Below are 12,874 nucleotides of genomic sequence, written 5' to 3'. Positions count from 1 at the left end.
CTTAATTTAGGAGAACTAATGCAAAATGCAAGTACTTAAAAGTATCATCCCGATTATTATTATTGTGCAAAACTTTTTTACCTTTGCTAATCCTGAGGATAGTAGTAATCAACTATCTAATATTCAGGACAAATATTTTACTCAATGTACTGAAGAAATGTCTGATAAAGATAATCTGCTTGTTGATTGGTATCCACTAGAACCCTACCAATTTAGTCATATAGCTAAAAATGGTCACTATTGTGTTACTGGCTTAGATATTGAATTAATTAATAGTATTAGTAGCAAAATTAGCATTGGCGTACAATATGCTGATTCTGTGTGGGAGCGAGCAATATCAAATATAGGGCATGGTGACAGTGATATGGTGGCGGGAGCTACTTATACTGCTGAGAGAGCAGACTTTGCCAATTTTTCTCTTCCATATCGATTTGAAGAAATTTCCTTATTTACTTTACGTTCAGCAAAAAAACATTTGAGTTTTAGTAATATAAATGAATTTTTAGCTCAGATACGTTTACTAAATTTCCGTCTTGGTATAATTAAAAAAGCTGTTTATGGTGATGCAAGAACGACTGACTACCTAAATCAGGTGAGTAATAACGATATTATCATTAAATATGGAAGTAATCTAGAGTTATTTCATGGGTTGCTACGTAATGAAATTGATGGGTTTCTTGCTGACAGAATTTCAGGGGTAGCTCTTTCATTAAACTATATTAAAAAAGATCAAATAGAAGAAATCCCTACTGGTATTAAAACCCCTGTACATTTAATGTTCAGTAAGAAAACTGTAACTCCTAACATAGTTGCACGGTTTAACGATTCAATAAAAGAATTTGTCGATAGCGATGAATATAAAAAAATCGTTAAAAGCTATATATATCATATTTTATTGCCAAAATCTATTGATTCAGAATGGTGTTATATTATTGGAGTTATCGGGAGTATAGCATTCGCGATTTCTGCTATCACTATATCCTCTAAAACAAATGCCACGTTGTTTGGTACTTTTGTATTAGCAATGTTACCGTCTCTATTAGGATGTATTTTACTCGATATTATAATAGTACACCATGGTTATAATATAAATCTTGTTTTGACTCCATATTATACTTTTCGTGTTTTTATAACGGTACTTATTGGCTTCTTTACCGTTAAACTCCTAGCTTATTATAATAAGCAGTTATATGAGGATAGTTTTATCCAAAAAATATGGAGTAATACTCTTGTTATTTGTGATTCTTTAGGGCAGGCATCCTTTATGATAATTGGCGTTGTAACCGTAATTGTACAAAGAATTGAACCGTTAGAGTTTTGGGGACCATGTTTTGCGTGTTTGACTTCTAGTGCTGGTATAATATTGCGGAATTTAATTTGTAAGCATGACAAGAATATGGAGTATATACCTAGAGAAGTTAATTTTGAAATATTCATATTATGGGGTGGAATTTTTAGTATATTATTAGATGTTTATGCTTATAATCCTAATTATAATACAATAAAATATTCTATGATTACAGTAATTGCAGGTGCTTTTGTCAGTAGGTTTTTAGTTCACTACTATAATATTCCAAACTTAACTCAATGATAGGTAAGCCACTAGTTTGACTAGTGAGACCATCAAGGCTTGGCCTTTAGATTTAGTATAAAATAAAAAGTTATCATATATAACTTCTTTGGCTTGACGGTCAAAGGAGAAAATATATGACAACATACGAAAGTTTAAATCATTCTAAATGGGATTGCAAATATCATATTGTGTTTATTCCAAAGTGTCGTAAAAAAGAATTGTACGGGAAGGTTAGAAAATATCTTGGGAACGTATTCCATGAGTTAGCTTTTCAACGTGGGAGAAAGATCATAGAGGGGCATATGGTACAAGATCATGTGCATATGCTCATCAAGATTCCTCCTAAATATTCTGTAGCTGAAGTAATAGGCTATATCAAGGGGAAAAGTGCTATAGCCGTTGCTAGGCAGTTTGGTGGACGAAAACGTAATTTTAATGGAGAAAAGTTGTGGGCTAGAGGTTATGCGGTCTCAACTGTAGGATTTGAAGAGAATCAGATCAAACACTACATTAAGAATCAAGAGCAACTTGATAGTTTAGGCTCTGACGAATCAGGAGAATTTTAATTAACAATGGCAGCCCTTTGGGCTGCTCATAACCGTCAAGCCCCTCGCTTTGCGAGGGCGTTCTGACTTTTCGTTCGGATAATGGGAGTACAACTGTTGAAAGTTAAAAACCATCATTGCAAGGAGGCATGAGCCGACGAAGCAATCCACAAAAATATAATAAGTAATTTGGATTGCCGCGTCACCACTAAAGCGGCTTCTCGCAATGGCGTTTAACTATACATCTTACTAATTTTGTGTGCATCGCCTAGGGTAGTGGGGTCTAAAATAACCTGATTCGATGTAACTTGTTATATCAAATTCAGGTTAAGCTAAGATTAACATATGGCTAAAACCTTCTTAGGTTAACTATAAATAAAGGAGAATTTAGATATGAGTAAAACAAATGATAAGGTATCAATTTTTACTAAAGCCGTTAAGCAAGTTTTTAAATCGGCTAATCATACTTTGAGAAATTTACAAGAAAATATTTATAAAAAAGAAAAAGAAGTATTAGATATAAAGAACCTCAAAGATAAAGAAAAAATTGCCAAACAATCAGCAAAAATAGAAAAAAAGATAAAAAAAATAGAGGGATATAAAAAATTAGTTGAGCAAAGGCAAGCGAATTTATTAGCAGAAATTACTAAGTATAAAGAGTTAATTGAATTAGCAAGGCAAAAACCTCAAGAAAAAAAGACAAGAGAACAAGTGAAGTCATGGGAAGAAAAACTTAATGCATGCAACAAAGAGATAGAGGATTATAACAAGTTAGTTAACTCCCATGACAAACAGCAAGCAGTAAAGGAGACAAAACAGGAACAAAAGCAAGAAGAGCAACAGAAAAAGCAAGAAAAAAAGGAGATAAAGCAACAGCAAAAGCGAGAACTTTCCTATCAAGAAGAAAAAGAAAAATTTTTTAAAATATGTAGCGATATTTTAAAAGATCAAACTCGTTTAGAGAAAATATTATCTCCTTTAGCAGAGCCTAGAACAAAAGAAAAAGGTATTGGTAAAGGTCAGGCATTTAAAGCTGCCATAGAGGGTATACAATTCGCAGTAAGTCATGCTAAAACAACTGTTGGCGTTATAACTTCAGGAGGGTTTTATGCTAAGGAAATAGAGAAATTACAGAAAATATTAAATGGTGAAGAAAAATATGATCCATCTAACCTTCCTTTCTTTATAAAATTGTTACAAGATCCTGATACAAAAACATTTCTTACTCAAAATGTTGAAATAATTAATGGATTAGTGGAAAATCTTGCTCCAATTCTTACCAAGATTGCATTAAAAGAGTTGGGGAAAATAGATGAGATACAAAAAGATTTTAATTCTAAAAAAGATGATATACAGAAATTACCGGAACTAGACAAAGAATTACAAGAGCTAAAATCGTCTACAATAAGAAAAGAATCTAAAATTAAAGAGTTAGAAGAAAAAATTGATTCTTTAAAATCTCTACAAGCCAAGTATGATAGGGCTATTTTATTACAAGAATTAAAGAAAGCTGGTTTTGATGAAAAATATATAAACAGTCAATTATTACCTATTGTCAAAAATATCGTTGTTGAGATACTTAAAACCCCTGAAAATATTATAGAAATTGTGCAGCTAACTGCTGACAGAGCTTTATCTGACGACCCTCAAGTAAAAAAAGATTTACTTGGTACAATATTAGATAAAATAGATATTAGTGTACTTGATGCAACCTTAACAACATTAAAGGAAAAATTGCCAGATGTTTTAGCAAAAAATAAAACAGAGATTGCCAATATTGCTGTTCAAGTTCTGCCAAAATTACTTGAAACACTAAAGAGTAATGCTAAATCTTTGGCTCAAAGCAATACTCAAAATTTAGAAAAAGAGGATATTTATAAAGTAGTAGCATCACCTATTATTCCAATTCTAGCTAATGTAAACCCTGAATTTTATGGGAAGGTAATTCCTATAGCTATTGATGTGCTACAAAATACTATGAAAGCGGTAAGTCTAGAACAAATAAAGGAACTTTATCAAGATATACAAACAATAACTCAAGACACTAGCGATATTGAGTTAAAAGATCAAGCTACAGGAAGAGTAATTAAACAATTTATAGGACTACTTGAAAATGCAGATATCCAGCAAAATATAAAGGAGGATTTGCCAAATTTACTTAGAGAAAATACAGAAACTATCAAGGCTATAGTTAATAATATTAGTAATAATAATCCCCAAATTGCAAGATATGCTGTACCACAAGAATTGATAGATGCTACAGTACCATTAATGGTTGATATAGTATCAGCTGGTCTTAGTACAGTGCCAGAGCTAGTTGGAATTAATAGTAATTTAGCTAAGTACCAAAATGAAGCTAGTAATGAGGCTTCGCTAGGAATTTTGTCTAATATAATTGATGATGTAGGTAGGGTTGCTCAAAATATTACTCCTCTATTAACTAAGAGTATCCCTGCTTATTTACAACAAAATAAAGCTACTATTTTAGCAGTTACAAAGAATGTAACTGAGCAAAAAGAGATTAAAGCTAGCCTAGATCCCGCTGGAGTTAAACCTGAGCTGGTATTAAAGATGGCTGAGTTAGCTATTGATACTGTTCCACAAATATTACCAATAGCAACTGATTTGGTTAATGCTACTTTAAAAGATAAAGAGGGGGTAACAACTATTATTACTAAAATTCAAGACCTAGTAAATAGTCCTGAAGAAGAGAAAATTGCTCAAGCTGTTACAGTAGCAGATTCTATTTTAGATTTTATAAATAAACCAAAAAATGCAGATGTGAGGAAAATAATTGATAAAGATATTCCAAAGTTTCTTGGCGAGAATGCTGAGCGATTTGGTGCTGTAGTTGATGAATTTCTCAATACAACAGTTGTGGGTAGGAATTTAAAAGTAAAAGGTCAGGAAATTATTGAATTAGCTAGCAACAAGATACCAGATTTAACAAAGATAGCCGAACAATTTAAGACTGGTAATTATAACATGGGTATGTTCGGGATATTCAAATTATTATCTGACAGGAAATTACTAGGAATAGTATCAGAAACATTAGTTGAAGGGGCTAGATTCCTAATACAAAGAAGTTTTACCTCACTGAGAACACGTAGACAAAAATGGAGTGAATCTTTAGGCAAAGTTCATTTTAGTTTTTCTGATAAAGATTCTCAACAGAGTTCTCAGCAAATAGATGGACAGAAACTTGATTTAGGTGAGTTACTGCAACAACAAGCTGATGCCACTGATATTGGTACAATCTCAAAAACTGTAGAATATTCTCTAATAAGTAAAGATTTCAGAGGTTTTGTTTTTGACAAAGAAAATCCGATACCTACTAAAAATGTTATAGTTAATGGGTTTAATTTTGATAAGGCGATATTTAAAGAACGTTCTTTTCAAAATAGCGAAATTAGCAATTGTTCTTTTAAAGGAGCTATTTTTAAAGATAAAATTAGTTTCGAAGGGACAACTATTGATGCAAAATCTTTAAAAACTCTTTTGCCTGCAATTAATCAATATAATAAAAATCATGCAAATAATAAAATAACTTTAGATAATGTTAAAATTGTTGGCGATATAAGTGGGCTAACATTTAAAGATATTTCTATGAAAGGCACGGATTTGACTGAGGCACAATTTACTTCAGAAGACTCTAAGAGCAAGACAATTAGTAAAGCTACGTTTGATCAGGTTAGTTTTGACGAGAGGACGAAATTACCTGAACATAAAAAAGATGTTCAAAGTGAGGCTAGAAAAATAGGTCAAGAAGCAACTAGTTATGTGGCAAAGAGTACTAAAAGCAAGAATAGTGAAATGGTCATTAATGATATAAAGGATAGTGTATCTAAACATGTTGTGCCAAATAGGACATCTAACAGCGATATAAAACATTTGCCATCTCCCAAGTCTAAACAAACAGCAATTACTGGAAGCGTAATATAACCTCAAGTATCGATGTAAGACATTGGTTTAATAGCCTAGGGTGTCCCTGCGTAGGTAGCGGGATATAAAAAAACTTGATTATCGAGTATTAAATTATAAAACTACTTGACATGGTTTTTTTTATAGTTTAGGTTGCTTGGAAATGAGCATGGGTATTAAATGGATGCAGTAAATTCTTCTTGCAATATGTGGAATAGGGCTAGAAATAGTAAATTTAGACACGTTGTTTGGCCTATTAGATCTAACGAATTAGTAAAGTTTATACCTATGGCTTTACTAATGTTTTGTATTCTCCTTAACCAAAATCTAGTACGTAGTATCAAAGATAGCTTGGTAGTGACATTAATTAGTACGGAAGTTTTAAGCTTTATAAAACTTTGGGGTGAGATGCCTATGGGTGTCTTATTTGTCATTCTTTACTCCAAACTTTGTAATATTATGACAACTGAGCAAGTGTTTAGGATAGTAGTATCTTTTTTCTTGGGATTCTTCATATTATTTGGTTTTGTGTTGTTTCCATACCGGGAATATCTTCATCCAGATCCTGAAGTAATAGAATATTATGTTACCGTACTTCCACATTTAAAATGGTTTATCATCATTTGGGGAAAATGGAGTATTGTGTTATTTTATATAATGGGGGAGTTGTGGCCAGTAATTGTATTTACACTATTATACTGGCAACTTGCTAATAAGATTACCAGTATTGAAGAAGCTCCAAGATTTTATACGTTTTTTTCCTTATTTGGTCAAACTAACTTACTAATATCTGGCAGTATAATTATATATTTTGCCAAAGGTGAACATTTTTTGTTACCTCTATTTTCCCATCTTAACGACAAAACAGAAATTCTCCTTAAATCGTTTATGCTAATCATTATAATTTCTGGCCTAATTTGTTTAATCTTGCATAGATTTGTTGAATTGAAAATTATAGAAACTACTAAAAATATTAGATTCAAAAATAAAAGAACCGATATACTAAAATTGGGGTTAGTTGACAGCAGCAAAATAATTTTTACATCTAAATATTTAGGAATTATTTGTGTATTAATGATTTCATATTCCATGACAATCAACCTAATTGAAGGATTATGGATGTCTAAAACCAAGCAATTATACCCTAGTACCCAAGCATTTATATCTTACACTGGTGAGGTGTTTTTTTGGACAGGAGTACTTACTTTAATTTGTGCTTTTCTAGGTAGTAGTTTAGTTAGGGTTTGTGGTTGGTTTTGGGGAGCAGTGATCACCCCTATCGTAACACTGTTATCAGGTATGATGTTTTTTACCTTTGTTGTACTAGAAAAACCTTTATTGGCAATTATGACTGGTCTTAGTTATTTTTCTCCATTAATGATAATTGTTTTTGTAGGTGGTTTGTGGCATGTTTTAGGGAAAAGCGTAAAATATTCATTGTTTGATTCTACTAAAGAAATGGTATATATACCTCTTGATAATGAAATGAAAACTAAGGGAAAGGCAGCAGTAGATGTACTTGGATACAAAGTAGGAAAATCTTCTGGAGCAATTATTCAATTCGTCTCTTTCAGTATTTTCCCAAATGCTGTACATAACGATCTAGCTGGTTTTCTGATGGTTGTTTTTTTTGTTGTTTGTGTAGTTTGGATTTTGGGTGTAAAAGTCTTAAATCGATATTACAAAAACTTACTAAACCTGAATTCGATGTAACAAGTTACATCGAATTCAGTGATATATATAGAAACAATCAGGTTTGAAGCGGCTGCCCACCTGATTGTTAAATATTAATTTGCTAATAATTTTATTTTTATACTTATAAAAATAAAATTATTAGCGGTAATAGATTAAAATGCATTCGTAGAACCGCTTCAAGAATGCATTTTTCATTATAAGAAGCCAATTCGATATAAGAATTAATAATTCTTATATCGAATTAAGGTTACTAAGGTCTAACAATTATAATCCTTAAAATTGATTATTTGTGCTGTCTTAATATCTATATTAGAGTGGGAGGTGCCCACAATAACTCCACCATTATTTGCTTTCAAAATAATCAAGTTATATAGTAATTCTTTGTTTTCTTGATCTAGGTTTGCTTCTACTTCATCTAATAGCCATAAATTTGACTGGCAAGCAATGAGTTTTGCTAAGGCAACTTTCTTTTGGTTACCAGCAGACAGCTTGTAACATTTCTCATGCAAAATATTATGTAACTTGAAATAGTATATCGAAGATTCTAAAGCTTCAAGGGAATCATAAATTGTAGACCAAAATTTTAGATGCTCTAATACAGTTATTTGGGATTTTAATCCAAGATTATGTCCAATATAATTACAATAAGGTTTCTTTAAATATTTACAGTTCAATGATCTATACAAAACATTGCCACTTGTTGGATTTTGTATATTAGCTACAATTCTAAGTAGTGAAGTCTTCCCGCAACCATTTGCTCCCTGTAAATAAACTATAGATGATGGTAAAAAAGTCATACTAATATTAGTGAAGATAGTTTTTTCGTCTATAATAAAAGTGAGTTGTTCAAATGACAGCATTTATACGATTCTAAGAAATTTTTTATATAATTTACTTCAAATATTTATTTTTTCAAGTTAAGTTAAATGAAAGGCTTAGTGGTAGGTATTTTTAAGTGTATACTCAAAGTATGCCAATTCGGGATAAGAATTAGTTAATTCTTATCCCGAATTGCCTTTAATATAAGGAAAAATGTATTCTTAAAGCGGTTTTGCAAATGCATTTTAAACCTTTCTAAAACTAAAAACATGATTTTAATTTTTTAAAATCATGTTTTTAGCAAAATATTAATTTAACAATCAGATGCAGAGCCGTCTCAAATCTGATTGTTTCGATAATTTCACCGAATTTGGTATAAGAATTGACAAATTCTTATACCAAATTCGCGTAAACCCTAATGATTAAAAAAATTGGAGGAACGGGAATGAATCCTGATTATCTTAAAGAAATATCTGTAGGAGATAATCTTTATAAAATTTTTGATATAAATAAAGCGGCAAGTGATATTAATCTTGAGTTAAAGCGTCTACCTTATAGCTTAAGGATATTATTTGAAAATGTCCTTCGTCTAACTGGTAATAAAAAAAACTTGTTACTATTTAAAGAATGGCTTAAGGCTAGAAAATCTGACGCTGAGATACCGTTTATGCCGGCTAGGGTACTAATGCAGGATTTTACCGGAGTTCCTGCTATTGTTGATTTGGCTGCTATGCGTGATGCTATAAAAAAACTAGGGGGTAATCCATTAAAGATTAATCCTCTGATCCCGGTTGACCTTGTCATAGATCATTCTGTACAAGTTGATTATTATGGAACAAGTGATGCGTTTGCTAAGAATGTCAAAATGGAAGTAGCACGGAATCTAGAGCGTTATGAATTTTTGAAATGGGGGCAAGAAGCATTTGATAATTTTAGAGTAGTACCTCCAGGAACAGGAATCTGTCATCAAGTTAATTTGGAATATTTAGCCAATGTTGTGTGGAGCAAACAACAAAATGGTGTAACTTTCGCTTATCCGGATACATTAGTTGGCACAGATAGTCATACTACGATGATTAATGGTTTAGCAGTTCTTGGTTGGGGAGTTGGGGGAATTGAGGCTGAGGCGGCAATGCTCGGTCAACCTTTATCAATGATTTTACCAGAGGTAATTGGCTTTAAGTTAACTGGCTCTTTAAAGGGAATGATTACTGCTACAGATTTGGTGCTAACAGTTACTCAAATGCTAAGAAAGAAAAATGTAGTCGGCAAATTTGTTGAATTTTATGGAGATGGGCTTTCCTGCCTTACATTGGCAGATAGGGCGACTATATCAAATATGGCTCCTGAGTATGGTGCTACTTGTGGGTTCTTCCCAATTGATAATGAGACTATAAAATACCTTAATTTTACAGCTAGAGATCAAAATAGAATAAAGCTAGTAGAGCAATATGCTAAGCTACAGTCATTATGGTTTGATCCAATAATTACTCCGGAATATACTGATATATTAGAACTGGATTTATCTACTTTAGAACCTTCCTTAGCTGGACCAAGACGTCCGCAAGATAGGGTTAACCTAAAAAATGCTGCTAGTAATTTTAAAACTGAACTACCTTCTCTAACTAGAGGTGATGTTGATATTGATAAAAAGTACCCTGTTGATGAACAATATAGTATAGGGCATGGTGATGTCGTAATAGCTGCAATCACAAGCTGTACAAATACTTCGAATCCTACTGTGATGATTGGAGCAGGCTTGCTTGCTAAGAAAGCAGTAGAACTTGGGTTGATGAAAAAACCATGGGTTAAAACTTCGTTAGCCCCTGGTTCAAAAGTAGTAACGGAATATCTGAAAAAAAGTGGACTTGACCAGTACCTAAATCATTTAGGTTTTAATCTTGTCGGCTATGGTTGTACTACTTGTATAGGCAATTCCGGTCCGCTTATGCAGGAAATAGAAGAGACTATTGCCGGGAACAATCTTGTTGTTGCTTCGGTATTATCTGGTAACAGAAATTTTGAGGGCAGGGTACACCCTTTAACAATAGCTAGTTATTTGGCTTCTCCTCCCTTAGTCGTTGCTTATGCCCTAGCAGGTACTATGAACATTGATCTTGAAACTGACGTGATAGGTAAAGGTCATAATGGTAAGGATATATATCTTAAGGATATTTGGCCAACCCACCAAGAAATAAAAGAGTTAATAGATCAATCTATTAACTCTAAAATGTTCAAAGACAAATATAGTGAAGTATTTTTAGGTGATAAAGAGTGGCAAGATATTAAAGTAACTAAAACTGATACTTATAATTGGAGTAAAGATAGTACTTATATCAACAATCCTCCTTATTTTGAAGGTATTGAACATATATCTAGTAACTTGCACAATATAGAATCTGCTAGAATATTAGCTATTTTTGGCAATTCTATTACGACTGATCATATATCTCCAGCCGGCAATATTAGTAAAACAAGTCCTGCTGCTAAGTATTTAACTGAGCATGGCATTCTACCTATCGATTTCAATTCTTATGGATCACGGCGTGGCAATCATGAAGTAATGATGCGAGGTACTTTTACCAATAATAGGATAAAAAATGCCATGTGTCCCGGAATTGAAGGAGGGGTAACTATAAACCAACTAGGTAATCAAGAGAGTATCTATGATGCTGCAATGGATTATAAAGCTCATTCTGTGCCTTTAGTAATTTTTGCAGGTAAAGAATATGGCTCTGGTTCATCAAGAGACTGGGCAGCAAAAGGTACTAGTTTACTTGGAGTAAAAGCAGTAATTGCTGAAAGTTTTGAAAGAATTCATAGATCAAATTTAGTGGGTATGGGTGTTTTACCGCTTGCTCTTGCTTCTTCTACTGTAAATGACTTAAAACTTGATGGTTCTGAGTATGTCACCATTACCGGCTTGAGTAATGAAATAACGCCTTATGAGCAACTTAATTGTATCATAAAGAGAAAAAGTGGTATAGTTGAGACTATCAAAGTAATATTACAAGTTTTTACAGATAATGAGATAGACTATATAAAACATGGTAGTATAATGCATCTAGTAGTTAAAAATTTAAGAGATGAACATGGATAAGGAGATTAAGAAATATATAAATGCAGGGAAAACAAACCTTATAGTAATTTATATATTATTTCTGTGCGGAGTAGTTGCACCGTTATTACCTATTATTGGAGCAGTTTTTGCATATATTAATAAGGATATTAAAGATGGACTTTTAGCTAGCCATTACACTTTTATATTACGTACTTTTTGTATAGGATTTATTGGTATTATAATATCTATGATAACTACTATAATACTAATTGGTCCGGTGTTATACGCATGCTTGTTTGTTTGGTTTATATTAAGAATCGCTATAGGTCTCAAATATTTGTTGAATGATACAGGACATCCAAACTATATGACTTACTGGATAAAATAATGTTGCTTGAAACCGTACTTGGAAAGCAAACTAAATATGCAGATTTGTATGACAATAGTTTACTACACCCAATCAGTCGTAAATTTGCTAGAGATAGCTTACAGATAGTAGGTTCTTTGCCGTTTAATGGATTTGACATTTGGAATTGTTATGAAGTTTCTTGGCTAAGCCCAAGTGGTAAACCTGAAGTAAAAATATTGGAGTTCATGGTAAGTTGTGAGTCGCCTAATATTGTAGAATCAAAATCACTAAAGCTTTATTTAAATTCTTTTAATAATACTAAGTTTGATAATAGAGACCAAGTAAAAGAATTAATTGCAAAGGACTTAAGTTTGGTATTTCAAGCACCTGTAACTGTTTCTATAAAAGATTTAGAATCATATGAGGGAATAAAGCTGCAGTCCTTTTCAGGCATAAATTTGGATAAACTGGAGGTGACAATTACTAGTTTTGAGACTAGTCAAAATTTGCCAAAATTGTCTGAAGACAATACGCAAGTAGTAGATGAGGTGCTATATTCTAATTTGCTAAAATCGAATTGTTTAGTTACTAACCAGCCAGATTGGGCATCAGTACAAATTAGTTATAGAGGCAAGAAAATTGATCATAGTTCTTTGTTAAAATATTTAGTATCATTCCGTAATCATAATGAATTTCATGAACAATGCGTTGAGCGTATTTTTTGTGATATTAATAAGTTTTGTACTCCCGATCAATTAACTGTTTATGCGAGATATACAAGACGTGGTGGCATAGATATTAACCCTATACGCTCCAATTGCAACCTAGAGGTTACAAAACTTAATAATATAAGACATATTCGTCAATAATAATGCTTAGTGGTAGTATCAATTTAGAGTATATTTATATTA

8 protein-coding genes are annotated in these 12,874 nt (G+C 32.3%); 7 read left to right on the top strand and 1 reads right to left on the bottom strand.

Annotated elements, in window-relative coordinates; all coding sequences use genetic code 11:
- Positions 1-25 precede the first annotated feature (25 nt).
- The 4 genes from AAHM80_RS03285 (at position 26) to AAHM80_RS03270 (ending at position 7,752) form a co-directional block, all read left to right on the top strand.
- Complete coding sequence (locus AAHM80_RS03285) at positions 26-1,591, top strand: transporter substrate-binding domain-containing protein (protein WP_342260268.1); 1,566 nt, start codon at positions 26-28, stop codon at positions 1,589-1,591.
- A 116-nt stretch (positions 1,592-1,707) separates the two neighbouring features.
- Entirely contained in the window at positions 1,708-2,139 is a 432-nt protein-coding gene (gene tnpA, locus AAHM80_RS03280) for an IS200/IS605 family transposase (RefSeq protein WP_342259383.1), read from the top strand.
- 372 nt (positions 2,140-2,511) lie between these two features.
- Entirely contained in the window at positions 2,512-6,060 is a 3,549-nt protein-coding gene (locus tag AAHM80_RS03275; protein WP_342260267.1) for a hypothetical protein, read from the top strand.
- Between the two features lie 159 nt (positions 6,061-6,219).
- Positions 6,220-7,752 carry an NTP/NDP exchange transporter gene (locus AAHM80_RS03270; protein WP_342260266.1) on the top strand — a complete coding sequence of 511 codons (1,533 nt, stop codon included), beginning with the start codon at positions 6,220-6,222 and terminating at the stop codon, positions 7,750-7,752.
- 239 nt (positions 7,753-7,991) lie between these two features.
- Here AAHM80_RS03270 and ccmA read toward each other — a convergent pair whose 3' ends face one another.
- Complete coding sequence (gene ccmA / locus AAHM80_RS03265; RefSeq protein WP_342260265.1) at positions 7,992-8,594, bottom strand: heme ABC exporter ATP-binding protein CcmA; 603 nt, start codon at positions 8,592-8,594, stop codon at positions 7,992-7,994.
- A gap of 404 nt (positions 8,595-8,998) precedes the next feature.
- Here ccmA and acnA point away from each other — a divergent pair, with 404 nt between their 5' ends.
- Genes acnA through queF form a run of 3 tightly spaced genes read left to right on the top strand, consistent with a single transcriptional unit; the run spans position 8,999 to position 12,832 of the window.
- Complete coding sequence (gene acnA / locus AAHM80_RS03260; protein WP_342260412.1) at positions 8,999-11,653, top strand: aconitate hydratase AcnA; 2,655 nt, start codon at positions 8,999-9,001, stop codon at positions 11,651-11,653.
- Positions 11,646-12,002 carry a hypothetical protein gene (locus AAHM80_RS03255; RefSeq protein WP_341748473.1) on the top strand — a complete coding sequence of 119 codons (357 nt, stop codon included), beginning with the start codon at positions 11,646-11,648 and terminating at the stop codon, positions 12,000-12,002. Before acnA ends, AAHM80_RS03255 begins: the two co-directional genes overlap by 8 nt.
- On the top strand, positions 12,002-12,832 hold the full coding sequence (queF, locus tag AAHM80_RS03250; RefSeq protein ID WP_342260264.1) for an NADPH-dependent 7-cyano-7-deazaguanine reductase QueF: 831 nt from the start codon (positions 12,002-12,004) through the stop codon (positions 12,830-12,832). The genes AAHM80_RS03255 and queF overlap by 1 nt, the downstream gene beginning before the upstream one ends.
- Positions 12,833-12,874: the final 42 nt, after the last annotated feature.

The organism is Candidatus Tisiphia endosymbiont of Metellina segmentata (assembly GCF_964030715.1).
Classification (GTDB): domain Bacteria; phylum Pseudomonadota; class Alphaproteobacteria; order Rickettsiales; family Rickettsiaceae; genus Tisiphia.
Note: the sequence above shows the minus strand (reverse complement) of the source record. Positions and strands in the feature narration are given on the sequence as shown.

What these genes read in the sequence shown, in the direction of transcription:
- AAHM80_RS03270 (WP_342260266.1), top strand. Translation starts at nt 6,220, where the DNA reads ATGGATGCAGTAAATTCTTCTTGCAATATGTGGAATAGGGCTAGAAAT.
- acnA (WP_342260412.1), top strand. Translation starts at nt 8,999, where the DNA reads ATGAATCCTGATTATCTTAAAGAAATATCTGTAGGAGATAATCTTTAT.
- AAHM80_RS03275 (WP_342260267.1), top strand. Translation starts at nt 2,512, where the DNA reads ATGAGTAAAACAAATGATAAGGTATCAATTTTTACTAAAGCCGTTAAG.
- AAHM80_RS03255 (WP_341748473.1), top strand. Translation starts at nt 11,646, where the DNA reads ATGGATAAGGAGATTAAGAAATATATAAATGCAGGGAAAACAAACCTT.
- ccmA (WP_342260265.1), bottom strand. Translation starts at nt 8,594, where the DNA reads ATGCTGTCATTTGAACAACTCACTTTTATTATAGACGAAAAAACTATC.
- AAHM80_RS03285 (WP_342260268.1), top strand. Translation starts at nt 26, where the DNA reads ATGCAAGTACTTAAAAGTATCATCCCGATTATTATTATTGTGCAAAAC.
- tnpA (WP_342259383.1), top strand. Translation starts at nt 1,708, where the DNA reads ATGACAACATACGAAAGTTTAAATCATTCTAAATGGGATTGCAAATAT.
- queF (WP_342260264.1), top strand. Translation starts at nt 12,002, where the DNA reads ATGTTGCTTGAAACCGTACTTGGAAAGCAAACTAAATATGCAGATTTG.